The organism is Deinococcus sp. AB2017081 (assembly GCF_034440735.1).
Taxonomy (GTDB): Bacteria; Deinococcota; Deinococci; order Deinococcales; family Deinococcaceae; genus Deinococcus; species Deinococcus rufus.
On sequence record NZ_CP140098.1, the window covers coordinates 1,713,583 to 1,736,774 of the forward strand.

Sequence of the window (23,192 nt, forward strand, 5' to 3'; positions counted from 1 at the left end):
AGTGGCTGTTGGCGGACGAACACTTCTGGCACGTACAGGTAGCGCACGCGGCCCTCGACGAAGAAGCCCAGGTGATTGCCCAGTACAGCGCGGTAGCCACCGAGAGCGCCCGCTGCCCAGAATCACGGCCGCGCCGGGGCCGCCATACCAACCCCGGTTGACCTGGTTCAGCAGCACATCGGCCCCCAGGGCGTACAGGCCGTAGGTGGCGTCCACGTTGCCCCGCACGCTCACGTTCAGGTCGCCCGAGCGGTACACCGGCACGCTGGCGGCCAGCTGGAGTTCGGGAATGATGATGGCCTCCGTGCCCAGCCCCAGCCACTAGCCGGGCTGTTCGGTCGTGGGAGCGGTATCAGTCTGCGCGTTGGCCGAGAGGAGGGCGAGGGAGGTGGTCAGCAGGGCGGCAATCAGGACTCTCATCTGACGGCCACCGTTCGACACCCCTCAGGGGCCGCGCGGCGCACATGACGAACCGGGAGCGCCCGAAGGCGACTCCCGGCTCTGAGACCTCGCGGCTTCAGCTCAGCAGGCCGATGCTGCGGGCGCGGCTCACGGCCTCGGTACGGTCGCCGGCGTCGAGCTTGGCGTACAGGCGGGCCAGGTGATCCTTGACCGTGTCCGGGGACACGCCCAGGTTCTTGGCGATCTCCTTGTTGCTGTAGCCCTGGGCCAGCAGCGGCAGCACCTCGGACTCGCGGGGGGTCAGGCGGGGCACGTTCACGTGGGGAAGGCGGTCGATCTCGGGGTTGGCGACGATGTCGCGCAGCTGGCGGGCCAGGCTCTCGGGATCGGTCTCCTTGCTCACGTAGCCGCGGGCTCCGGCGGCGCGGGCAGCCTGCACGATGGCGGGTTCCGCGAAGGTCGTGATCAGCACGGACACGACGTGCGGATGGCTCAGACGCAGCCGCTCGCAGACCTCGATGCCGGTCATGCCGGGCATCTTCACGTCCAGCAGCGCCGCGTCGGGTTGCAGGGTGCGGCACGCGTCCAGTGCGGCCAGACCGTCGGCGGCCTCGGCCACCACATCGAAGCCCTGGTTGATCAGGGCGTACTTGAGGCCCATACGGAACAGCGGGTGATCATCGGCGATTACGAGTCTCATGGGGTGACCTCCGGGAGGACGAGGGTGAGGTGCGTGTAGGCAGGGGGCGGGTCGGTGGGTGGGAGGTCGGTCGGGAGGAGGCCCGGTGGCGCCCGGTCGTACCGCAGGCCGCCGCCGTGCGCCTCGGCAATGCGGCGTGCGATGAACAGGCCCAGGCCGGCGGTGCCCGCGGTGTACTGCTGGCCGGCGATGGTGGTGGGCTGCGAGTTGAAGGGCTGCGCGAGTTCCGAGACCGGCAGGCTCAGACCGGGGCCGTCGTCCGAGACGGACACGCCGCGCGACGTGACGCCCAGCTGCACCTCGTGCGAGGCGTAGCGCAGGGCGTTCTCGGTGAGGTTGATGACGGCGCGTTCCAGCACCAGCGCATCGACGCTGGCCCGGCCCTCGCCGTAGACCCGTACGGTCACGCCACGGGCAGCCGCCTGCGCGTGGATGCGTCGGGCCACGTCGTCCAGCAGGGCACGCAGGTCGGTGGAGACCAGCTGCACCTGCACGTCCTCGCGCTCGAAGCGGTGGGCATCGGCCATCTGCTGCACCAGGGCGAGCAGGCGGGTCGTCTCGGCCTGGATCTGGGTGCCCACCTCGCGCTTCTCGGCGTCGGGCAGGGGCATGGTGGTCAGCACGCGGGTCAGGTGACCGGTGGCGATCAGGGGGGTCTTCAGGTCGTGTACCAGCGTGGCGATGAAGGCGTTGCGGCGCGTCTGCTCGGTGCCCAGTCGGCCCAGCAGATCGGCAAAGGCCGACCGGAGCGACAGGATCTCGGCCGGGTCGTCGTCGTGCGGCTGGGCGAAGTCGCCGCGTTCGACCTCGGCGTGCAGCAGGCTCAGGGAGCGCAGCAACGTGCCGCTGAGCAGATATCCCACGGCGGCGCACAGCCCGCCCACCACGACCATCCAGCCGATCAGGCTGGCGACCGGCACGCTGGGCTGGGCCATGAAGGTCAGCACCACGTTGGGCAGGAAGGCCAGCATGAAGATCACCAGGGTGAACTGCGAGCGCAGGGTCACGCTGCGCCGGGGACGCAGCGGCAGGGCCGCGTCGCGGGGCATGGACACACTGCGGGAACTCATGGGAGCAGCGTACGCAGCCGCATCTGACAGAACCCTCACGGTCGGACGCTCCGGGCGATCCTTGTCAAGCCCCACCCCCGGCAGGGTGAACTCCGTCCTGGCGCGGTGTCCCGGGAATCTGGGGTGGGGGCCGGTGGTGTCCCGGACTCAGCCCGGCGTGGCCCGCAGCGCGATCAGAATGCCGCCCACGCGGGAGTCCAGCACCTCCACGGTGAAGCCGGCCTGCTGGAGCAGCCGGGCCGTGCGGCGGTTGGCGTGGCAGCCGACGACGCGCTCGAACAGGGGGTCGATGCCGTCTGCCACGAGGCCCAGCCAGCCCCGCGGGGGCCGCACGTGTTCCAGGGCGAGCAGGTGCCTACCGGGGCGCAGCACCCGCCGCACCTCGGCGAACAGACCCGCCGGATCGGGAATGCCGCACAGCCCCAGCGAGGACGTCACCGTGTCGAAGCTCGCCGCCGCGAAGGGCAGCGTCTGGTAGTCGTGCTGCCTGAGGTGCACCGGGAACGGCAGACCGGACACCCTGGCCTGCGCCCGCGCCAGCATCTGCGCGCTGATGTCCAGGGCGCTCAGGCTCCGCAGGGCGCCGGGATAGTGCTCGAAGGTCGCGCCGGTGCCCACGCCGAGTTCCAGCACGTCGCCCGTGGCGCCGCCAAACAGCGCGGCCCGCATGGTGTCCAGCCGGCGCGACGCGGCGCGGGTGTCATACGTGGCCGCGTGGCGGTCGTAGAGGCGCTGCACGTGCCGGGCGTCGGCCATCGGAACTACTCGTCGGTGCTCAGCACCGCCAGGAAGGCCTCCTGCGGCACTTCCACCGTGCCGATCTGCTTCATGCGGGCGCGGCCCTTCTTCTGCTTTTCCAGCAGCTTCTTCTTGCGCGAGATGTCGCCGCCGTAGCACTTGGCGAGCACGTCCTTGCGGTACGCCTTGACGGTCGCGCGCGCGATGATTTTCCCGCCGATGGTCGCCTGCACCGGCACCGGGAACATCTGCCGGGGGATGACCTCGGCCATCTTGTCCACGATCTTGCGGCCCAGCGAGTAGGCCTTGTCCTCGTGGACGATCACGGCCAGGGCATCGACGAGTTCGCCCTGCACCATGATGTCCACCTTGCGCAGTTCGCCCTCGCGGTAGCCGGTCTGCTCGTAGTCCATGCTGGCGTACCCGCGGCTGATGCTCTTGAGGCGGTCGTGGAAGTCGTACAGGATCTCCGCGAAGGGCACGTCGTACAGCAGTTCCACGCGCTTGCCCAGGTAGTTCATGGTGATCATGGAGCCCCGGCGCTCCTGCAGCAGCTGCATGACCGGCCCCACGTAGTCCTCGGGCAGCATGATCGAGAGTTTGATGTACGGCTCCTCGACGACCTTGATCCGGTCGCGGGTGGGGAACTCGGCCGGGTTCTGGGTCTCGAAGATCTCGCCGTTGGTCAGGGACACGCGGTACACCACGGCGGGCGCGGTGGCGATCAGGTCGAGGTCGTACTCGCGCTCCAGCCGTTCCTGGATGATCTCGGCGTGCAGCAGGCCCAGGAAACCGCAGCGGAAGCCGAAGCCCAGCGCTTCACTGGTCTCGGGTTCGAAGGTGAAGGCCGCGTCGTTGAGCTTGAGTTTTTCCAGCGCGTCGCGCAGCTTGCGGTAGTCCTCGGTGTCGGTGGGGTACAGGCCCGAGAACACGACCGGCTGGGCGGGCTTGAAGCCGGGGAAGGCCTCGGTCGTGCGCAGCTCCTTCCCGGTCAGTGTGTCGCCCACCTGCGCGTCATGGATGTCCTTGATCCCGGCCGCCACCCAGCCGACCGCGCCGGCCGACAGCTCCTGCCCCACGACCAGCCCCGGACTGAAGGTGCCGACCTTGTCCACCTCAAAGCCCTTGTCCGCGTTCATCAGGACGATCTGATCTTTCGCCTGGATGGTGCCGTCGAGCACGCGCACGAACAGGATCACGCCCTGGTAGGCGTCGTAGAAGGAATCGAAGATCAGGGCCTTCAGGGGCGCGTCCGGGTCGCCCGGTGGCGGCGGGATGCGCTCGACGATGGCCTCCAGAATCTCCGGAATGCCGATCCCCGCCTTGCCCGACGCGAGCACGGCGTCGCTGGCCGGAATGCCGATCACGTCCTCCAGTTCCCGCGCGGCGTTCTCGGGATCGGCGGCGGGCAGGTCGATCTTGTTGATGACCGGGATGATCTCCAGGTTGTTGTCGATCGCCAGATACGCATTCACGATGGTCTGCGCCTCGACACCCTGCGAGGCGTCCACGAGCAGCAGCACGCCCTCGCACGCGGCGAGCGACCGCGAGACCTCGTAGTTGAAATCGACGTGGCCCGGCGTGTCGATCAGGTTGAAGGTGTACTGCTCCCCGTTGTCGCGGGTATAGGTCAGGCGCACCGGGGTGGACTTGATGGTGATCCCACGTTCGCGTTCGAGTTCCAGCGTGTCGAGCGTCTGGTCGCGCTTGTCGCGCTCGCCCATCGCGCCCAGCCGCTCGAGGATGCGGTCGGCCAGCGTGGACTTGCCGTGATCCACGTGGGCGATGATGGAGAAATTTCTGACATGGTCTGGCCTGAGCTTCACGCCCCGCAGTCTAGCGGGCACCCGCTGATCTGGGCGGGTGCGGCTTACCGTCCTGCGCCGGTCGGGCTGCGGTCGGCCACAGCGCGACGAGCAGGGCCAGCAGCACGACCCCGCCGCCCACGTACCCGAGCTGGGTCAGATGGTTCCCGGCGAAGGCTCCACCCAGCGGCGCACCCAGCGCCTGCCCCACGTACAGGGCGCTCGCGTTCAGGGCCAGCGCCACGCCGGCGGCACCGGGTGCAAGGTCCACGATGTGCGACTGCTGCGGCGGGTTCACCAGCAGGCTGCCCGCTCCCCACGCGAAGGCCACCACCGCCACGCTCCACCCGTGACCCAGCACCAGCGGCAGCGCCAGCAGCGACGCGGCGGTCAGGATCAGGCCCGATCGCAGCGTGCCCGGCCCGCTCCAGACGTCGGTGAGCCGCCCGCCCAGGGCGTTGCCCAGCAGGCCCGCCACGCCGAACAGCAGCAGGATGCCCGTGATCCCCCCGGCATCCAGGCCGGTCACGCCGCGCAGCGCCGACACCAGATAGGGGTACACCGCGAACTGTCCCAGGTACAGCAGGCCCGTGACCAGCAGCGCCCGCACCAGCGCGGGGCGGCGCAGCAGCGTGCGCCAGGGCGACGCGGCCGGTGGCGTCACCACCGGCCTCACCAGCGCGGCGACTCCGGCGAGGGCCAGCACGCCCACGGCCACGACCAGCCAGAACGCCGTTCGCCACCCGAAGGCCCCGCCGATCCATGTGCCCAGCGGCACGCCCAGCACCGTGGCGACAGGAATGCCGACAAAGACCAGGGCCAGCGCCCGTCCGCGCAGTTCCGGGGGCACCAGCGCCGCCGCGACGCCCGACGCGACTGGCGTGAACACGCTGGCCCCGACCGCCGAGACGGCGCGGGCCAGCAGCAAGACCCCGAACGACGGCGCGACCGCCGCCGCGACGTTCCCGAGCGTGAACAGCCCCAACCCGGCGATCAGCAGCGTCCGGCGCGGCAGGTGGCCCGTGACGCCGCTCAGGAGGACGGCGCTCACGGCGTACGTGAGGGCATAGGCGGTGATGACCGTGCCGGCCGTGCCGAGCGGGACGTCCAGATCGGCGGCGAGCAGACCGAGGATGCCGGCCAGGACGAGCCCACTCGTGCCGACCGCGAAATTGCCCAGTGCGAGCACCCACAGAGACCTTGGCATGCGCAGAGCATGGTCGCCCAGCTATGGGGGGACAAGGGCTTCTTTATACTGGTACTGAGAGGTTCCCCCCTGCCCACTCTGCCCGCCGAGGTTGCCATGACCCTTCAGGAACCGCCCGCGTCTGCTCCCCCCGCCCTGCGCCGCGCCGAACTCGCGGATTTCCTGCGCAGCCGCCGCCAGCGCCTGAGCCCGGAGGCCGCCGGCCTGCCCACGGGTGCCCGCCGCCGCACCCCCGGCCTGCGCCGCGAGGAGGTCGCCCTGCTCGCCGAGACCAGTACCACGTGGTACACGTGGCTGGAACAGCAGCGCGACATCCGCGTGTCTGCGCCGCTGCTCGACCGCCTGGCCGTCGCCCTGCGGCTCGACGCCGGCGAACGTGCCCACCTGTTCGCCCTGGCCGGGCAGCCCGCCCCCCTGCGCGACGTGCTGCACGAGGACGTGCCACCGTCCGTCCTGCGCTTCATCCACGGTCTGCACGACCAACCCGCGACCGTCCTGGGCCGCCGCTGGGACGACCTGGCGTGGAACCGCGCGATGGCCGCCGTGTACGGCGACTTCGCGGAGCGTCCGCCCGAATTCCGCAACGTGCTGCGCCGCTTGTTTCTCGACCCCACCCGCCGCAGCTTCCACACCGACTGGCCCAGCGCCGCCGCGGTTCTGCTCGCGCAGTTCCGCTCGGAGAGCGCTCCGTATCTGGACGAGCCGTGGATCACGGGCCTGATCGACGAGATCAGTGCCCGCTGCCCCGAGTTCCGCCGCCTGTGGGCACGGCACGACGTCAGGGCCAGCCCGGACGGACTCAAGGACATCCAGCACCCCACCGCCGGCCGCATGCTGTTTGAACACCTGATCCTGCACGTCCCGGAGGCCCCCCACCTGCGGATCGTCGTGTCCACCCCCCTGCCCGACTTCGACACGCCCGCGAAACTGCGGCGTCTGCTTGCCGACGGGTGAGCCTCCCACCCGTCGGCAGGCCACCCGGCGGATGCCGGACGACGCCCCGGCCCCTACGCTGGAGCCATGTCCCGTTCACTGGCCTACTTCACGGATCTGGCCCTGCGCCGCCACGAGGGCAGCGAGATCACGGCGTCCTCCGGGTGCACCGTGATCCGCTCGCCGCAGAATCCGACGTTCTGGTGGGGCAACTTCCTGCTGATGCCTGCGCCGCCCCTGCCGGGTGATCTGGAGCGCTGGGAGGCGCTGTTCACGCAGCACCATCCGGGAGCGGCCCACCGCACCTTCGGCGTGGATGTGCCGGACGGCGAGGCAGGCGACACGGCCGCCTTTCTGGATGCGGGCTATCAGGTGTACCGCGACACGGTGCTGACGGCACAGCGCACCCACCCGCCCCACCGCGTAAACACCGACGCCACCTTCCGCCCACTGGCAACGGACGCCGACTGGGCCAGCGCCCACGCCCTGCGCATGGCCGTGAACGCTGCCGACCCGGACGGCCACGAGGAGATGGGCTACCGGGATTTCACGACCCGCAAACTCGCGTCCTATCGACACGCACAGACGGCCGGGCACGGTGCGACGCTGGGGGCCTTCGACGGTCATGGGCAGATGCTCGCGGGCCTGGGAATCTTCGACGCCGGCGATGGTGTGGCCCGCTACCAGAGTGTGGAGACCCACCCGGACGCCCGATCACGGGGACTGGCGGGTACGCTGGTGCATACGGCAGGCGAGTGGGCACAGGCACATCTGGGCACCCGCACCCTGGTCATCGTGGCCGATCCCGGCTACCACGCCCAGCGGCTCTACGAGAGTGTCGGGTTTACACCCACGGAAGTACAGCTCGCGTTCCAGAAACGCCCACCGGCCGGGTAGGCGCGGACTATTTTTCCTCGTCTACGGCGGCGGTGTGGAAGCGGTTGGCCAGGATGAAGAAGGTCGGCGCCCACAGGCCCACGAAGATGCCGAAGCGTTCGCCGTGGGCGCGCTCCTTCTCGTCTTTCTCCTGCCCACCCTGCATGGCCCAGATGGCGATAGAACCCAGAATCGAGGCGGCTCCGGCGAGGGTCAGGTAGGTGGCGGCGCTGCGGTTGTCCATGGGACACTCCAGGCTGGGGGCTCGTGGGGGCGCTCATTGCGACCGATGACCACGGGAATACCTCACCCTGCGGCATCGCCTGCCTCCGGTGTGTATGCCTGCAGACAGGCGGCGTGGACGGTGAAGAAACGACAGGCTCACACCCGTTTCAGCGCCTCGTGCGGCTGGGGTGGCAGCTCCACGCGGATGTCGTCGCCGGGCCGCACCTCGCCGCCGGTCAGTACCACGGCCATGATGCCGGCCCGGAAGACCGGTTCGCCCCGATCGTCGGTTCCCACCACTTCCCGGAGGAGCCCCGGCATGAAGGCGTCGATCTGGGCACAGGGATTGCGCAGGCCCGTGACCTCCACGACCGCTTCTGGCCCGAGGTGCAGGCGGGCGCCACGCGGCAGGGCCAGCACGTCCAGGCCGCGCGTGGTGATGTTCTCGCCCAGGTCAGCGGGATGCACGGTGAAGCCCTGTCGGGCGACCTCGTCGAACAGCTCGGCGTGGATCAGGTGCAGCTGGCGCAGGTTCGGCTGGGTGGGATCGGCCCGCACCCGCGAGCGGTGCTTCACGGTCACGCCGGCATGGGCATCACCTTCGACCCCCAGGCCGGCCAGCAGCCGGATCACGGGCCGGGGCTCCTTGGAAAAGCGGTGCGTGCCGTCGGCGGCCACGGCGATCACGGTCGCGGTCAGGGTGGTGTCGGTCATGTCGTCTCCAGGTCGAACAGGGGAGAGGGCGTGTCCAGCAGCGCCCGGATCGGGGCATACGAGCGGCGGTGCAGGTCGGTCACGCCCAGGTCTCTCAGCGCCGCGCGGTGGGCCGGAGCACCGTACCCCTTGTGCCCCGCGAAGCCGTAGCCGGGGTGCTGTGCGTCCAGCTGCAGCATGAGCCGGTCGCGTTCGGTCTTGGCGAGCAGGCTCGCCGCTGCCACCGAGTAGCTCAGGGCGTCGGCCCTGGGTGGAGCACTGATCGGGATGTCCACCCGCAGTTTCAGGTAGTCCGTGACGAGCGCCTGCGGGGGCGGTTCCAGTCGGGCCAGTGCCCGCAGCGCCGCAGCGTGGGTCGCGCCCAGGATGTTCTTCTCGTCGATCTCGGCAGGCCAGGCGTGCTCAATGGCATATGTGACCGCCACCCGGCGCACCTCGGCGGCGAATTCCTCGCGCTGCGCGGCCGTGAGCTGCTTGCTGTCACGGAAGGGATAGTCCTGTGCCGTGCCGGGCAGGATCACCGCTGCCACCGTCACCGGCCCGGCCCAGGCTCCGCGTCCGGCCTCGTCCACGCCGGCCACGCGGAAATAGCCGCGCCGCCAGTGCTCGCGCTCGTAGGCCCAGTCCGGCGTCACCTGCGGGATGGTCATACGGGGACGGTAGCAGAGGGGAAGGGGAACTGAAGAACCGTGGAGCGGCACGGTGTCAGACGAACTCCGACCCCATCCCGCAGCAATGCGGGTGGGGTACGACCGGGCTCGCAGAGCTGCGCCGCAGAGGGAGAAGGAGTCCGTATCACACCGCTCGCCAGGTGTGGGAATGGATATGGCGTGCTGGTGCGGAAATTCGGGAGAGTTCCGCCTCTGGACTGTCGCAGTCGGGGAAGTGGCCATACCGATTCGCCCCGTCTGGCTGGGCATTGTTGCCCTGTCACGGCAGCCTGGGAAAGATCCATCTGTGACAGGTTCCCGCCTGCGCGGGCGCAAGTTGAACTCGTGGCCGTCAGCCGCCCGGCTGTGCCACTGCTCTTTCCCGGATCTGCCCGCGCAGCACATGCTTGAGCACCTTGCCGCTGGCGGTCTTGGGCAGCTCCGCGACGATCTGGACGCGGCGGGGCAGGGCGTAGTCGGGCAGGTGCGGCGCGATGAAGCTCAGGAGTTCGCGGCCCTGTACCTGGGCACCGGGGTGCAGCGTGACAAAGGCTGTGGGCGTGTCGCCGCCCTGGGCACGCGCGGCGACCACCACGGCCTCGTTCACGCTGGGGTGGCGGTGCAGGACGTCCTCGATCTGGGTGCTGCTGTAGGGGTGCCCGCCCAGGTTCAGCAGGTCGCCCTCGCGGTCGAGGATGTCGATGCGGCCGTCGGCGTGCGTGACGGCGAGGTCGCCGGTGTGCAGCCAGCCGTCCCGGATGACCCGCCTCGTGGCACGTGGGTTCTTGTAGTAGCCCTTCATGGTCTGGTTGCTGCGGATCACGACCTCGCCGGGGGTCTGGCCGTCCGGGGGCACCGGATCGCCGGTCTCGAGGACGACCCGCACCTGCCCGCCGAAGACCATGGGGTGGCCCTGGCGGGTGTGGGCGTGTGCCTGCGCCGGTTCCAGATCGGCCGGATCGGTGATGGTCAGCACCGCGCTGGTCTCGGTCAGACCGTAGCCGTGCACGACGTCGAAGCCCTGTTCCTGGAGGCTGCCGAGCAGCCGGGCCTGGGGCCGGGTGCCGGCCAGCAGCATCGTGACGCGCCGCGGCAGGTGCACCGGCGCGGCAGAGTCGACCAGGGGGGCGATCAGCGCCGGCGACGCGCACAGGTGGGTGGCCGGGCCGCTGGTCAGCGCGTGGCGAAGCTCGGCCGGATCGGGCAGTGGCAGGTGCGTGGCCCCGGCGGCGCTCGCGGCCCACGCGCCGCCCCAGCCGTTGCTGTGCGACAGCGTCAGGGCGTGCAGGAACGCCGAGTGGGGGCGCAGGTTCAGGTGGTACAGCAGGTTCGCCAGATTCACGAAGGCGTTCCGGTGCGTGAGCATCACGCCCTTGGGATCGCTGGTGGTGCCACTGGTGTAGTTGATCGAGATGGGCCGATCCTCGTCCAGGGCGTCGGGCAGGGTCAGCGGGGCGGGCACGGCGCGGCTCAGGTGCCCGTCGAGGCTGCCGTCCCCGAGGATCAGGACGGGCACCCCCAGGGCGTCGAGCCGGCCCTGCACGCGCGGCAGATCCGTGTGGTGCACCAGCGCGACCGCAGGGTCGGCGTGGCCGGCCAGAAAGCGCAGCGAGTCGGTGCTGAATGCCGGATTCAGCGGCACGATGATGCCTCTGGCCAGGGGCACGGCATGGAAGGCGAGCAGGGCGTCGGCGGTATTCGGGGCGATCAGCAGGACGTGCCCGCCGGCACGCAGACCGTACTGGCCCAGCACCGCGACCAGCCGGGCCGTGCGGTCTCCGAACTCGGCATAGGTCACGGTGCGTGCACCGTCCAGCACGGCCGGGCGGTGGGCGTGCACCTGAAAGGCGCGCAGGACGGATTCAAGGGGGGTCAGAGGGGTCTTCACAGGAGGGTGACCTCGCACCGCCGGACTCGGGTGGGGGTGGCGTCAGTGTGCGGAGTACAGTGGGCTGCCCACCTGATCTGTCTAGGCAGATCTGAATAAATCGGGCAATCGGCCAGACATATCTAGACAGATTCGGCACTGCCGCTCCGGTGCAGCCCTCATAATCGGCCCACCGACAATTCCCATTCCGCTGCCCTGCACCGTCCGTGCCCGGCCCGCCCCCCACCATCTCCGGAGGTGACATGCCGCAACTGCACGTCGAGAACGTCACGCTGACCTTCGGCGGGCTGAACGCCCTGACCGACGTGTCGCTGACCATCCCTGCGGGCGAGATCGTGTCCATCATCGGCCCCAACGGCGCGGGCAAGACCAGCCTGCTCAACTGCATCAGCGGCTTCTACCACCCCACCCGTGGCCGCATCACCTACGGCGAGCACGACCTGTCCCGCGCCGCGCCGAACGTCGTGACCGGCTACGGCATCGCGCGGGCCTTCCAGAACCTCGAACTGTTCCGGGGCCTGAGCGTCGTGGAGAACCTGCTGCTCGCGCGGCACACCCACCTGCGCTACTCGCTGCTCGACTCGCTGCTGTTCCACGGCCGCGCCAGCCGCCAGGAGGCCGAGAACCGCGCGTATGTGGAGCGCGTCATCGACTTCATGGAACTCGAGCAGCACCGCACCCATCCGGTCGGCACGCTCGCCTACGGCATCCAGAAGCGCGTGGAGGTCGCCCGCGCCCTGACCCTGGCCCCCAGCCTGCTGCTGCTCGACGAGCCCATGGCGGGCATGAACGTCGAGGAGAAGGAGGACATGGTGCGCTTCATCCTCGACATCCGCCGCGAGCAGGGGATCACGGTCGTCCTGATCGAGCACGATCTCGGGGTGGTCATGGACATCAGCGACCACGTGCACGTGCTGGATTTCGGGCAGAAGATCGCCGGCGGCCGTCCCGAGGAGGTCAGTGCCGACCCGCGCGTGATCGAGGCCTATACCGGCGTGTCGGCACCGGTGGCGGTGGGCGCATGACGGCGGGTGGCCTGGGCGACGTGACCGCCCTGACCCTCCCGCAGCTGCTGGCCCGCCGTGCCGCCGTGACACCGGGAGCCGTGGCGCTGCGGCACAAGGAATACGGGATCTGGAACGAGACGACCTACGCCGCCGCGCTGGAGCGCACCCGCGAGGTCGCCGCCGGGCTGTTCGCGCTGGGCGTGCGCCGGGGCGACAAGGTCGCGATCATCGCGGACAACATCCCCGCGTGGGTGCAGATGGAACTGGGGGCACAGGCGCTGGGAGCGGTGTCGGTGGGGGTGTACCAGACGGCCGTGGCCGCCGAGGTGCAGTACGTCGTGGACTACACCGACGCCGTGGTCGTGTTCGCCGAGGACGAGGAGCAGGTCGACAAGCTGCTGGAGCACCGCGCCGCGCTGGGGCGGGTTCGGAAGGTCATCTACGACGACCCGCGCGGCATGAGCCGGCACGCCGGCGACGACTGGTTCCTGAGTTTCGCGGAGCTGCGCCAGCTCGGCCAGCAGCAGCCCGGCGACCTCTTCGGCACCGAGGCCGCGCAGGGCCGCCCCGACGACGTGGCGCACTTCAGCCTGACCTCGGGCACGACCGGGGCCCCCAAGGCGGCGATGCTCACGCACCGCAACCTGCTGTCCATGGGCCAGGCGCTCGGGCAGGTCGAGGGCTTCGGCCCCGGTGACGACTACCTGAGCTTCCTGCCGCTGGCGTGGATCGGCGAGCAGATGATGACGGTGGCCGTGGCCCTCGCCAACGGCGTGACCGTGAACTTCCCGGAGAGCCCCGAGACGGCCATGCACGATCTGGTCGAGGTCGGCCCGCACTTCATGTTCGCGCCGCCGCGCGTGTGGGAGGGCATCCAGAGTCAGGTGTACCTGCGGATGCAGGAGGCGTACCCCGTGAACCGCGCCCTCTACGCCCGGCTGCTGAAGTGGAGCACCGACGCCGCCGACGCCTCGCTGAGCGGCCGCAGGCTGGGTGCGCTGGCGGCCTTCAAACGCTGGGTCGCGTACTGGGGCCTGACCCGCCCGCTGCGCGACCAGCTGGGGTTCCTGCGCCTGAAACACGCCTATACCGGCGGCGCGGCCCTGGGGCCGGACGTGTTCCGCTTCTACCACGGGCTGGGCGTGAACCTGAAGCAGATCTACGGCCAGACGGAGAACATCGGGATCGCGTACGTGCACCGTGACGGCGACGTGCGCTTCGACACGGTGGGCCAGCCCCTGCCGGGCGGCGAGTGCGTGATCAGCCCGGAGGGCGAGATCCTGTCGCGCAGCCCCGCCGTGTGCCAGGGCTACTACAAGAAGCCCGAGGCCACCGCCGAGACCCTGCGGGACGGCTGGCTGCACTCGGGCGACGCCGGCCGCCTGACCCCGGACGGGCACCTTCAGGTCATCGACCGCCTGAGCGACGTCATGAAAACCGCCCGTGGCGAGACCTTCAGCCCGCAGTACATCGAGAACCGCGTGAAGTTCAGCCCCTTCATCCGAGAGGCCGTGGCCTTCGGTGACGGGCAGGACGACGTGACTGCCCTGGTGAACGTCGATCCGCTGACGGTCGGCCAGTGGGCCGAGAAGCGCCAGATCGCGTACTCCACCTATATGGATCTCTCGGCCCGCCCCGAGGTGGCCGAACTGATCCGGGAGGAACTGCACGCCGCCAACGCCCGGCTGGAGGCGCATGAGCGCGTCACCCGCTACGCGCTGCTGTACAAGCTGCTCGACGCCGACGATGACGAGCTGACCCGCACCGGCAAGGTCAGACGCCGGGCCATCCGCGAGAAGTACGCGCCGATCGTGCACGCCCTGTACGACGGTTCGGACAGCGTGCGGGTGCAGGCCACCATCCGCTATCAGGACGGCCAGTCGCAGACCGTGGACACCGACATGTCGATCCACCGCGTGAGCCCGCCAGCGGTGTCGGCCAGCCCGCGCAGTGTGGCCGCTGCCGTGGGGGTGAATGTATGAGCCTGCTGCCGCAGCTGCTGCTCGCCGGCGTCGTGATCGGGTCGATCTACGCGCTGGCTGCCCTGGGCTTCGTGCTGATCTACAAGTCCAGCCGGGTGATCAACTTCGCGCACGGGCAGGTCATCGCCAGTGGGGCCTTCATCGCCTTCGCGCTGACGCAGGGCGGGCTGAACTTCTGGGTGGCCGGGCTGATCGCCATGGCCGCGACCTTCGTGCTCGGCATGCTGATCGAGCGGGTCTTCCTGCGCCGGATGGTGGGCCAGCCGATCATCGCGGTCATCATGGTCACCATCGGGCTGGCGAGCGTCATCGACGGCATCCTGCATCTCACGCCGTACGGGGCCGGGTCGTTCTCGTTCACGACCCCGGCTGCTCTGACCGGCGCGGGTCTCGACCTGTTCGGCACGCCGCTGTCGCGCGTGCAGATCGTCGGGGTGCTGGCCTCGCTGGCGCTGCTGGGGGCGTTCACGTACTTCTTCAGCCGGAGCACGCTGGGAATCACCATGCGGGCCGTCGCGGACGACCAGATGGCTGCCATGTCGGTCGGCACCAGCGTCGAGCGCGTGTTCGCCCTGGCGTGGGCCGCCGCCGGCCTGACCGCCGCCGCCGCCGGCGTGATCCTGGGCCTGATGAGCGGCCTGACCATCGGCAGCCTGACGGGCATCGGCCTGAAGGTCTTCCCGGTCGTGATCCTGGGCGGCCTGGACAGCGTGGCCGGGGCCATCGTCGGGGGGATGCTGATCGGCATCCTGGAAAACCTGGCAGCCGGCTACCTCGACGGCGTCGTACCGGGCGGCGGCACCCGCGAGGTCTTCCCGTTCATCGTCCTGCTCGCCGTGCTGCTCGTCCGGCCCTACGGGCTGTTCGGGACGAAGGAGATCGAACGTGTGTAAGGGTGCAGAGAGCAGAGGGCAGAGAGCCGAGAGCGAACAGCGCAGAACCAGGTGTGGGGAGCACGGCCGGACTGTGGCCATCTGCCATCTGCCGTCTGCCCTCTGCGCCTCACCGGAGGTGCGCTAGTGCCCGCATCCCGATTCACCCAGACGGGCAATTACCGCACGGGGTACCGGCAGGATCAGACGATCTTCGCGACCTACGCCGAGCAGGCCAGTCTGATCGCGCTGCTGCTGCTCCTGCTGCTGGTGCCGCAGCTGCTGCCCAAGACCGTGCTGCGCGACGTGAACATGATCATGATCTACGCGGTCGCGGTGATCGGCCTGAACATCACGACCGGGTACACCGGCCTGATCAATATCGGGCAGGCGGCGTTCATGGGCGTGGGCGCGTATGCCACGGCGCTGGCGGCCACGCGCTGGAACCTGCCGTTCTTCCTGGCGATCCCGCTGGGCGGCGTGGCGGGGGCCGTGATCGGCACGGTCGTGGGCCTGCCCAGCCTGCGCCTGAAATACCTGTACCTGGCCGTGGCGACGCTGGCGTTCCAGATCATCTTCGAGTGGGGCGTGGGGCACTCGCCGCTGCTGGAGCAGGGCGGGGCGATCAGCCTGCCCACCGTGCAGGTCTTCGGCGTGCGCGACACCTTCCTGAACCACAATGCCTTCTGGTACTACCTGATCCTGCCGGTGCTGATCGTGCTGGCCCTGCTGTGGCGCAACGTGCTGCGCACCCGCCACGGCCGCGCCATGATCGCCGTGCGCGACAACGACCGCGCCGCCGCCGCCATGGGGATCAACCCCGGCCGCTCCAAGCTGACCGCGTTCATGCTCGGAAGCTTCTATGCCGGAATCGCCGGGGGCCTGTTCGCGTACTTCCAGAAGGCCGTCGTGATCGAGGATTACGGCCTGCACATCAGCGTGCAGCTGCTCGCCATGGCCATCGTCGGTGGGCTGGGCAGCATGCCGGGCTCGTTCCTGGGGCCGATGTTCATCGTGGCGCTCGACCGGATCATGGAGGCCCTGAGCCAGAAACTCGGCGGCGCGAACCTCTTCCCAGCGGGCGTGGATGTCGCCACCGCCCTGCGGCCCCTGTCCTTCGGCCTCGCCATCGTCCTGTTCCTGATGTACGAGCCGCGTGGCCTGGCCAACTGGTGGCGGCTGGTGCGCCTGTACTTCAAGAAGTGGCCCTTCAAGTTCTAGAGCGGCGGGCTCTGAGGAACACCACCCCGCCTGCCCGTCCCTACGGCCCCTCGCCCACCGCCCCACCCGGAGGTTCCCCATGAAGCCAGCCCTGATCCTGTCCGCCCTGCTGACCGTGTCCGTCGCCGCCGCCCAGAAGACCGTGACCATCGGCTGGTCCGGCGCGATCACCGGCCCCACCTCGGATGCCGGGTCGAACTACGGCGCGGGCGTGGAGGACTACTGCAAGTACGCGCAGGCGCAGAACATGGTGCCCGGCGTGAAGCTGAACTGCGTGGTGCGCGACGACCAGTACAACAACGCGAACACCCAGCGCAACTTCGAGGACTACGTGGGCAACCAGCAGGCCGCCGCGTTCCTGGGCTACTCGACCGGCGGCACCCTGCAGCTCAAGAGCACCATCCAGGAAACCAGGACCCTTACCTTCCCCGGCAGCTACCACATCGGCAACATCGACCAGCCCAACGCGGACTACATCTTCCTGCCGATCAGTTCATATTCCGAGCAGCTGATCAGCCTGGTCGAGTGGGTGGCGAAGAAGGAGCGCGGCGCGAAGATCGCGCTGGTCGTGAACCCCAGCCCCTTCGGCCGCGCCCCCGTGGACGACGTGAAGAAGGCCGCGACCCGCCTGGGCGTGACCATCGTGGACGTGCAGGAGGTCGGCGGCAACAACCTCGACAACACCGCGCTGCTCAAGCGCTTCGAGTCGGCGGGGGTGAAGTACGTCATCAACCAGAACACTGCCGGGCCGGTGGCGAACATCCTGAAGGACGCCAAGCGCCTGAACCTGCTGGGCCGGATGCAGTTCATGGGCGCTCATTACACCGGTGGGGAAGACCTGACGCGGCTGGCCGGCGACGCCGCGAACAACTTCATCTGGTCGACCTCGTACTACATGTACGACGAGGGCGACAAGCCCGGCATCCAGCTCGTGAAGAAGGTCGGTGCCCAGTACAGCCGCAAGCCCGACACGATCCGCAGCGTGCACTACACCAGCGGCATGCTGGCCGCCAGCATCGCCATCGAGGCGCTGCGCCGCGCCAAGGGCGACGGCAGCTCCGCCGCGATGCTCAGGGCCATCACGGCCATGACGGGCTCGCAGGCCTTCAATCCGGGCTTCACGGTCGGCCCCGTGACCTTCAGCGCCAAGGATCACGTCGGGGCCGAGACCCTGCGCCTCCTGCAGGCCGACGCGACCGGCAACTTCAAGGCGATCACCGGGCCGCAGCGCAGCGCGATGTTCAAGCTGGTGCACCCCAACTGAAGCAGACGGCACACAGCAGAGGGCAGAGGGCTGAACGCCAGAGTGCCGGCCCTCTGCGTCCCGGCAAGGAGAGGTCATGACGGCACCGTCCACCCACACGTCCCCGCTTCACGCGCCGCCGGCCGCGCCGGGCGACCTGACTGTGAACAACGTCGAGGTCGTCTACCACGACATCATTCAGGTATTGCGCGGCGTGTCGCTGACTGTCCAGGCCGGGCGCGTGACCTCGCTGCTGGGCACGAACGGCGCCGGCAAGACCACGACGCTGCGGGCCATCTCGGGGCTGCTCAGGCCCGAGAACGGCCGCGTGCGCGAGGGCACCGTGAGGTTCGGCGGCCAGACCCTGAGTGCGCTGACCGGCACCGACGTGGTGAAGGCCGGCGTGGTGCAGGTGCCCGAGGGCCGCCGGGTCTTCAAGCACCTGACGGTCGAGGAGAACCTGCGGGCCGGCGCGATCCTGGGACGGGGTCAGTGGCACGCCGATCTGGAGCGCATCTACACGTACTTCCCGAAGCTGCCGGCGCTGCGGCACAAGCAGGCCGGGTACACCTCGGGCGGGGAGCAGCAGATGCTCGCCATCGGCCGGGCACTCATGGCGCATCCGAAGGTGCTGCTGCTCGACGAGCCGTCGCTGGGGCTCGCGCCGCTGCTGGTCGCGGAGATCTTCGAGAACATCCGCGCCATCAACCGCGACGAGGGCCTGAGCGTGCTGGTGGTCGAGCAGAACGCTCACGTCGCCCTGCGCAACAGCGACTACGGCTACGTCATGGAGGGCGGCAAGATCGTCATAGAGGGCGATTCGGCGCAGCTGGCCAGCAACCCCGACGTCAAGGAGTTCTATCTGGGCGTCACGGAACACGGGGCCCGCAAGAGCTTCCGCGACGTCAAGAGCTACAAACGCCGCAAACGCTGGATGTGAGACGGACTCCGACCCCATCCCGCTGAAAGCGGGGGAAATCCGACCGAAGGGAGCAGGAGACAGGATGGCTGTCGGGAGATGGACGGGAATCGGACGGAATCTGCATGAGCGGCGGGGAGAGTCATGACACGGAATTCAGGTGAGTCGGGGACGGTTCCAAGCAACCCCAGGATCAACACCAGACGGAACTGGAGCCGTGGCGGACGGTGCCGATCCGTTCACGCCAGTTCCCGGCAGCGCGGACGTACCGCATGACACCCCTTCTGGCGTCCGAATCCGCCGCTCCACCGGCCGCGTCCGCGCTGCTGCGGCGGCTGCGCACCCTGCCCCTGTACCGCGCCGCCCTGGACGGCGTGCCCGACGACGTCCCGTGGCCCACAGTGCCGTTCCTGACCCGCGAGCGCCTGACCGAGGCCTTCCTGGCCGGCGACCTCGTGCATCCGGACGCGGTGCGCGTACACCTGACCCCCCATCCCGGCGGACACTGGCTGCCGGAATACGCGACTGTGGCCGATCTCCAGGCCCACGCGGAGGCCGCTGCCCACGCGCTGGCCCGGGCCGGCGTCCGGCCGGACGACCACGTGCAGGTCGCGTTCGGCTACCACCGCTTCGCGGGCGGGTGGCTCATGCAGGGGGGGCTGGAGGCCCTGGGGGCCAAGACCATCCCCTTCGGCCCCGGCGAGACCGACGCGGCCCTGGACACCCTGCGGGTGCTGGGCGTGCGCGTGCTGGTGTCGGCCCCCAGCTTCGCGCAGAAACTCGGCGAGGCCGGAGCGCGGGTCGAACTGCTGATCGCCAGCGGCGAGCCCCTGAGTTCGGTCGCGGGCCGCCGCGAGCGGGTCGAGGCGGCGCTGGGCAGCCCGGAGCGGCCGTGTACGGCGCTCGACTGCTACGCCAGCTCCGAGGCAGGCATGATGGCCCTGGAAACGCCGGCCAGGGACGGTCTGCGGGTGCTCGACGGCTGGGTGCATCTGGAGGTCATCGACCCGGAGACCGGCGAGCCGGTGCCGGACGGCGAGCGCGGCGAACTGGTGGTCACGCACGTGGGCAAGCAGGCCATGCCGCTGCTGCGCTTCCGCACCGGCGACCTGACCACCCTGGAACGCCGGGCGGACGGGACGTACCTGCCGCGCGGCGTGTTCGGCAACGTGGGCGGGATGCTCAAGGTCAAGGGCGTGAAACTGTTCCCGCGTGAGGTCGCGTTCTGGCTGGCCGGGCACGGCCTGGATCACGCGCAGCACACCCTGCACGTGTGGTCGCACGCGGGCACCGACCGGCTGGGCCTGCAGGTGCGCGGCGCCGCCGCCGATCTGGACACCCTGCGCACGGACTTCCAGAAGCGGTTCGCCGTGCGCCTCGACGACCTGGACGTGGATCTCATGCACGAGGGCCGGGGCGTGCTTGATCGCCGGGCGTGAGTGCCCTGGACGCTCCGGTGCACGGATCAAGCCCCGCCTGTTCAGCGGGGCGGTGGAACTGGCGTCACACGGCCAGTTGGATTGTGAGACACCCGCAGTATGCAGGGGCAGCCCCCACAGTCTGTGTGAACCGATTTAGATGCCGTTCATGGCGTCCCGCGGCGTGGCCGGGTGGTGAGTCCGGGGTGTCCCCACCGGGCTGACCCCATGCGCGGGCAGTCCGTGTGATAGACGGAGGACTATGACCTCCGGCCGCAAGCAGAAGATCAGGGTCGCCCGCCCACCGGGTGCCCGGCGCGGTGGGGACGCCGAGCCGGCTCCGTCCCCCCGCGCACGCTACGCCGAGATGCAGCCGGCGCTGCTGCCCCCCCGGCTGGAGGGCCTGTCCGCCCTGACCAAGCCCGGCGTGCGCGGCTACCCGGGCATCGACGACGCGCAGGCGCTGCTGGTTCAGGTCATGCGCAAAGACCGTGTCAAGGGCGATGTGCTCGACCTGTCGGCCATGGGCGGCCTGCTCGGCAGCCTGCCCGGCGTGACGCTGCGGGCCGTGGAGGGCTCGGCTCCGGCGCTGGCGGTGCTGGAGCACGCGGGGCTGACGCCGCTGGCGGCCGTGCCCGGGGATGACCTGAGCGGACACTGGCCCGAGCGGGCCCGGACGGTCGCGCTGGTGCTGGCAGGCGACCGGGGGAACGCCTACGCCCACGCGCAGGTCGCGTGGGCCCACGCGAACACCCCGCCGGGCGGCACGCTGTATCTCGCCGGCGACCGCGACAAGGGTTTCGACCGGTACGTCCGGGCCGCTTCGGCCGCCTTCGGCACCGGCGAGACCGTGGCCCGGGACGGCGGGATGCGTGTGGCGAAACTCGTGCGCCGGCCTGGCCCCACACCCCCCATCCCGGAACCCGAGGGCTATGAGGCCCACGGGGTGACCGTGGTCGGTCGGCCCGGCGTGTTCAGCGCGGCGAAACCGGACCGCGCGACCGCGCTGCTGCTGGATGACCTGGCCGACCTCGACCTGAGTGGCCGCACGGTGCTCGACCTGGGCTGTGGCGCGGGCCTGATCGGCGCGTGGGCCGCCCGCCGGGGAGCGCAGGTCACGCTGGTCGACGCCGACCTCCAGAGTGTCCGCAGCGCCGAGGCCACGCTGGCCGCCAGCGGCGTGACCGGCGAGGTCATCCATTCGGACGTGGACTCGGCGCTGGCCGGGCGGCAGTTCGACGTGATCCTGAGTAACCCACCATTCCACGTGGGGCGCGGTGTCGTGCTGGATGTCGCCCGCGAGTTCATGGCCGCCGCCGGGCGGCTCCTGCGGCCGGGCGGCGCGGTGTACCTCGTGGCGAACGAGCCCCTGCCCTACGAACAGCCGCTGGCCCGCGTGGGCACGGTGCGTGAGCGGGTGCGGGCGGGCGGCTTCAAGGTGCTCCAGGCGATCCGCTCCTGACGTGCGTACCGACCGGGAACCAATCCCGCACGGCCCTCGTATTCCCTGATCCTCCGGTCGTGGCGCACGTGAGCTGTACTGTGCGTCTCGTCCCGGCGGAATGGACTGCGTTTGCTAGACTGACGCGTTCCGGTGCCCGGCGCGTCCCACGGCCGGACGAGCCCGCTCCACCCCAGTTCATTCCTGCTCCCCATTCATGCCCGACCCCAGGAGGCCGCATGGCAGAATCCACGAAACCCCGCACGAAAGTTGCGGCCACCCCGCGCGGTATGGACACGGCGTCGTCCGCATCCGCGCCTGCCAAGAGCGCCGCCAGACCCGCCAGCAAGGCTGCGGGCGTGACCACCCGCACCCGTGCGGCCGGAGAGCCCACGGCCAAGGCCAAAGCCAAGGCTGCACCGAAGGCGGCCCCGGCGGATCCTGAAGCCGCGCCCGGCACCAGCGACGCGCCGGTCAAGGCTCCCAAGGCTGCAGCCAAGACGGCGGCCAAACCGGCCAAGGCCGCCGCGCCCGCCAGGGGTGGCGTGGCCGAGAAGCCGTACTACGCGCACCCCAGCATCCAGGAACTGCTGAAGAGTGGCCGAGCAGCCGGGTCACTCGCCAGCGAGGACATTGCCACGGCGCTCGCCACGGCGCTGGAGGCCAGCGGCCTCGACCCCGAGTCGCCCGACGCCTTCGAGGACATGCAGCTGTACCTGGCGTCCATCAACATCGAGGTGCAGGATCTCGACGAGGACGAAGAGGACGACGACGCGGATCTCGACGCCGACAGCCCGGTGCCGGCCGCCGCCGCGCAGGAAGACGACGAGGAGAAGTACTTCGACGACATGCCCCGCGCGGTCAGCAACGACCCCGTGCGGCAGTACCTCCACGAGATCGGCCGCGTGCCGCTGCTGACCCTGGAAGAGGAGATCGCGCTCGCCCGCCGCATCGAGGAGGGCGAGGAAGCCCGCAAGGTGCTGGAAGAAGACCTCGACATGGACGACCGGGGCCGCCGCCGCCTGATGCGCCAGACCGAGGACGGCGCCGCCGCCCGCCAGGGCCTGATCGAGGCCAACCTGCGCCTCGTGGTCAGCATCGCCAAGAAGTACACGGGCCGTGGCCTGGGCTTCCTCGACCTGATCCAGGAGGGCAACCAGGGCCTGATCCGCGCGGTCGAGAAGTTCGAGTACCGCCGCCGCTACAAGTTCTCCACGTACGCCACGTGGTGGATCCGTCAGGCCATCAACCGCGCGATTGCCGACCAGGCGCGCACCATCCGCATCCCGGTGCACATGGTCGAGACGATCAACAAGCTGACTCGCACCGCGCGGCAGCTGCAGCAGGAACTGAGCCGCGAACCCACCTACGAGGAGATCGCCGAGGCGATGGGGCCCGGCTGGGACGCCACGAAGGTCGAGGAAGTGCAGAAGGTCAGCCAGGAGCCCGTGTCGCTGGAAACCCCGATCGGTGACGAGAAGGATTCCTTCTACGGTGACTTCATCCCCGACGAGAACCTGGATTCCCCGGTTGACAACGCCGCCAAGACGCTGCTGTCTGAGGAGCTGGAGAAGGCTCTCTCGAAGCTCACCGAGCGCGAGGCGATGGTGCTGAAGTTCAGAAAGGGCCTCGTGGACGGCCGCGAGCACACGCTGGAGGAGGTCGGGCAGCGCTTCAACGTGACGCGCGAGCGCATCCGCCAGATCGAGAACAAGGCGCTGCGCAAGCTGAAGTACCACGAGAGCCGCACCCGCAAGCTCCGAGACTTCCTGGACTGAGGACTGGCCGGACTGGATCCGGGCTGTCCCGCGCCGCCCCGTGCCCCTCCAGGCCGGGGCGGTTGCCGGTGTGGGGGCACCCGCGGATCCACCGCCGTATCCT

Annotated in this window: 20 protein-coding genes; 11 read left to right on the forward strand and 9 right to left on the reverse strand. The window is 69.8% G+C overall.

The genetic code is table 11. From position 1 onward, the window contains the following. Positions 1-517 precede the first annotated feature (517 nt). The 5 genes from U2P90_RS08300 to U2P90_RS08320 form a co-directional block, all read right to left on the reverse strand. Positions 518-1,102: a response regulator gene (locus U2P90_RS08300; protein ID WP_295822528.1), complete on the reverse strand. Its 585-nt coding sequence runs from the start codon at positions 1,100-1,102 to the stop codon at positions 518-520. Next, complete coding sequence (locus U2P90_RS08305; RefSeq protein WP_380103485.1) at positions 1,099-2,172, reverse strand: sensor histidine kinase; 1,074 nt, start codon at positions 2,170-2,172, stop codon at positions 1,099-1,101. The genes U2P90_RS08300 and U2P90_RS08305 overlap by 4 nt, the downstream gene beginning before the upstream one ends. A 147-nt stretch (positions 2,173-2,319) precedes the next feature. Further along, positions 2,320-2,928 (reverse strand): class I SAM-dependent methyltransferase, encoded by a 609-nt coding sequence (locus U2P90_RS08310; RefSeq protein WP_322474546.1) that lies wholly within the window; start codon positions 2,926-2,928, stop codon positions 2,320-2,322. A gap of 5 nt (positions 2,929-2,933) precedes the next feature. Further along, complete coding sequence (lepA, locus tag U2P90_RS08315; protein WP_295822538.1) at positions 2,934-4,745, reverse strand: translation elongation factor 4; 1,812 nt, start codon at positions 4,743-4,745, stop codon at positions 2,934-2,936. 1 nt (position 4,746) lies between these two features. After that, positions 4,747-5,922 carry an MFS transporter gene (locus tag U2P90_RS08320; protein WP_322474547.1) on the reverse strand — a complete coding sequence of 392 codons (1,176 nt, stop codon included), beginning with the start codon at positions 5,920-5,922 and terminating at the stop codon, positions 4,747-4,749. Positions 5,923-6,018: 96 nt separating this feature from the next. Between U2P90_RS08320 and U2P90_RS08325 the strand changes: the two genes are divergently transcribed. Further along, entirely contained in the window at positions 6,019-6,876 is an 858-nt protein-coding gene (locus U2P90_RS08325) for a helix-turn-helix transcriptional regulator (RefSeq protein WP_322474548.1), read from the forward strand. 66 nt (positions 6,877-6,942) lie between these two features. Continuing rightward, positions 6,943-7,752 carry a GNAT family N-acetyltransferase gene (locus tag U2P90_RS08330; RefSeq protein WP_322474549.1) on the forward strand — a complete coding sequence of 270 codons (810 nt, stop codon included), beginning with the start codon at positions 6,943-6,945 and terminating at the stop codon, positions 7,750-7,752. Positions 7,753-7,759: 7 nt separating this feature from the next. Here U2P90_RS08330 and U2P90_RS08335 read toward each other — a convergent pair whose 3' ends face one another. The 4 genes from U2P90_RS08335 to U2P90_RS08350 all read right to left on the reverse strand — a co-directional run bounded on the left by U2P90_RS08335 (position 7,760) and on the right by U2P90_RS08350 (position 11,208). Then, positions 7,760-7,975, reverse strand: coding sequence for a hypothetical protein (locus tag U2P90_RS08335; RefSeq protein ID WP_295818162.1), 216 nt, complete (start codon positions 7,973-7,975; stop codon positions 7,760-7,762). A 137-nt stretch (positions 7,976-8,112) separates the two neighbouring features. Next, positions 8,113-8,670 carry an MOSC domain-containing protein gene (locus U2P90_RS08340; protein ID WP_322474550.1) on the reverse strand — a complete coding sequence of 186 codons (558 nt, stop codon included), beginning with the start codon at positions 8,668-8,670 and terminating at the stop codon, positions 8,113-8,115. Next, positions 8,667-9,320 carry a ribonuclease HII gene (locus U2P90_RS08345; protein ID WP_322474551.1) on the reverse strand — a complete coding sequence of 218 codons (654 nt, stop codon included), beginning with the start codon at positions 9,318-9,320 and terminating at the stop codon, positions 8,667-8,669. Before U2P90_RS08345 ends, U2P90_RS08340 begins: the two co-directional genes overlap by 4 nt. A 352-nt stretch (positions 9,321-9,672) precedes the next feature. Continuing rightward, complete coding sequence (locus tag U2P90_RS08350; RefSeq protein WP_322474552.1) at positions 9,673-11,208, reverse strand: AMP-binding protein; 1,536 nt, start codon at positions 11,206-11,208, stop codon at positions 9,673-9,675. 242 nt (positions 11,209-11,450) lie between these two features. Between U2P90_RS08350 and U2P90_RS08355 the strand changes: the two genes are divergently transcribed. The 9 genes from U2P90_RS08355 to rpoD all read left to right on the forward strand — a co-directional run bounded on the left by U2P90_RS08355 (position 11,451) and on the right by rpoD (position 23,089). Next, entirely contained in the window at positions 11,451-12,233 is a 783-nt protein-coding gene (locus U2P90_RS08355; protein ID WP_322474553.1) for an ABC transporter ATP-binding protein, read from the forward strand. After that, a complete protein-coding gene (locus tag U2P90_RS08360; RefSeq protein ID WP_322474554.1) occupies positions 12,230-14,197 on the forward strand; it encodes an AMP-binding protein in 1,968 nt (655 codons plus the stop codon). Before U2P90_RS08355 ends, U2P90_RS08360 begins: the two co-directional genes overlap by 4 nt. Then, positions 14,194-15,090 carry a branched-chain amino acid ABC transporter permease gene (locus U2P90_RS08365; RefSeq protein ID WP_295818145.1) on the forward strand — a complete coding sequence of 299 codons (897 nt, stop codon included), beginning with the start codon at positions 14,194-14,196 and terminating at the stop codon, positions 15,088-15,090. Before U2P90_RS08360 ends, U2P90_RS08365 begins: the two co-directional genes overlap by 4 nt. Positions 15,091-15,216: 126 nt before the next feature. After that, on the forward strand, positions 15,217-16,290 hold the full coding sequence (locus U2P90_RS08370; RefSeq protein ID WP_295818141.1) for a branched-chain amino acid ABC transporter permease: 1,074 nt from the start codon (positions 15,217-15,219) through the stop codon (positions 16,288-16,290). A gap of 79 nt (positions 16,291-16,369) precedes the next feature. Then, complete coding sequence (locus U2P90_RS08375; protein WP_322474555.1) at positions 16,370-17,554, forward strand: ABC transporter substrate-binding protein; 1,185 nt, start codon at positions 16,370-16,372, stop codon at positions 17,552-17,554. A 76-nt stretch (positions 17,555-17,630) separates the two neighbouring features. After that, complete coding sequence (locus tag U2P90_RS08380; protein WP_322474556.1) at positions 17,631-18,473, forward strand: ABC transporter ATP-binding protein; 843 nt, start codon at positions 17,631-17,633, stop codon at positions 18,471-18,473. 251 nt (positions 18,474-18,724) lie between these two features. Continuing rightward, positions 18,725-19,891 carry a phenylacetate--CoA ligase family protein gene (locus tag U2P90_RS08385; RefSeq protein ID WP_322474557.1) on the forward strand — a complete coding sequence of 389 codons (1,167 nt, stop codon included), beginning with the start codon at positions 18,725-18,727 and terminating at the stop codon, positions 19,889-19,891. 241 nt (positions 19,892-20,132) lie between these two features. Next, positions 20,133-21,332 (forward strand): class I SAM-dependent methyltransferase, encoded by a 1,200-nt coding sequence (locus U2P90_RS08390; RefSeq protein WP_322474558.1) that lies wholly within the window; start codon positions 20,133-20,135, stop codon positions 21,330-21,332. Between the two features lie 218 nt (positions 21,333-21,550). Next, positions 21,551-23,089, forward strand: coding sequence for an RNA polymerase sigma factor RpoD (gene rpoD, locus U2P90_RS08395; protein ID WP_322474559.1), 1,539 nt, complete (start codon positions 21,551-21,553; stop codon positions 23,087-23,089). The last annotated feature ends 103 nt before the right edge of the window (positions 23,090-23,192 follow it).

Excerpts from the sequence above, each read along its gene's own strand:
- U2P90_RS08320 (WP_322474547.1), bottom strand. The coding sequence starts at position 5,922 with ATGCCAAGGTCTCTGTGGGTGCTCGCACTGGGCAATTTCGCGGTCGGC.
- U2P90_RS08340 (WP_322474550.1), bottom strand. The coding sequence starts at position 8,670 with ATGACCGACACCACCCTGACCGCGACCGTGATCGCCGTGGCCGCCGAC.
- U2P90_RS08300 (WP_295822528.1), bottom strand. The coding sequence starts at position 1,102 with ATGAGACTCGTAATCGCCGATGATCACCCGCTGTTCCGTATGGGCCTC.
- U2P90_RS08390 (WP_322474558.1), top strand. The coding sequence starts at position 20,133 with ATGACCTCCGGCCGCAAGCAGAAGATCAGGGTCGCCCGCCCACCGGGT.
- U2P90_RS08360 (WP_322474554.1), top strand. The coding sequence starts at position 12,230 with ATGACGGCGGGTGGCCTGGGCGACGTGACCGCCCTGACCCTCCCGCAG.
- U2P90_RS08330 (WP_322474549.1), top strand. The coding sequence starts at position 6,943 with ATGTCCCGTTCACTGGCCTACTTCACGGATCTGGCCCTGCGCCGCCAC.
- U2P90_RS08335 (WP_295818162.1), bottom strand. The coding sequence starts at position 7,975 with ATGGACAACCGCAGCGCCGCCACCTACCTGACCCTCGCCGGAGCCGCC.
- rpoD (WP_322474559.1), top strand. The coding sequence starts at position 21,551 with ATGGCAGAATCCACGAAACCCCGCACGAAAGTTGCGGCCACCCCGCGC.
- U2P90_RS08325 (WP_322474548.1), top strand. The coding sequence starts at position 6,019 with ATGACCCTTCAGGAACCGCCCGCGTCTGCTCCCCCCGCCCTGCGCCGC.
- U2P90_RS08310 (WP_322474546.1), bottom strand. The coding sequence starts at position 2,928 with ATGGCCGACGCCCGGCACGTGCAGCGCCTCTACGACCGCCACGCGGCC.
- U2P90_RS08345 (WP_322474551.1), bottom strand. The coding sequence starts at position 9,320 with ATGACCATCCCGCAGGTGACGCCGGACTGGGCCTACGAGCGCGAGCAC.
- U2P90_RS08305 (WP_380103485.1), bottom strand. The coding sequence starts at position 2,172 with ATGAGTTCCCGCAGTGTGTCCATGCCCCGCGACGCGGCCCTGCCGCTG.
- U2P90_RS08380 (WP_322474556.1), top strand. The coding sequence starts at position 17,631 with ATGACGGCACCGTCCACCCACACGTCCCCGCTTCACGCGCCGCCGGCC.
- U2P90_RS08355 (WP_322474553.1), top strand. The coding sequence starts at position 11,451 with ATGCCGCAACTGCACGTCGAGAACGTCACGCTGACCTTCGGCGGGCTG.
- U2P90_RS08385 (WP_322474557.1), top strand. The coding sequence starts at position 18,725 with ATGACACCCCTTCTGGCGTCCGAATCCGCCGCTCCACCGGCCGCGTCC.
- U2P90_RS08365 (WP_295818145.1), top strand. The coding sequence starts at position 14,194 with ATGAGCCTGCTGCCGCAGCTGCTGCTCGCCGGCGTCGTGATCGGGTCG.
- U2P90_RS08375 (WP_322474555.1), top strand. The coding sequence starts at position 16,370 with ATGAAGCCAGCCCTGATCCTGTCCGCCCTGCTGACCGTGTCCGTCGCC.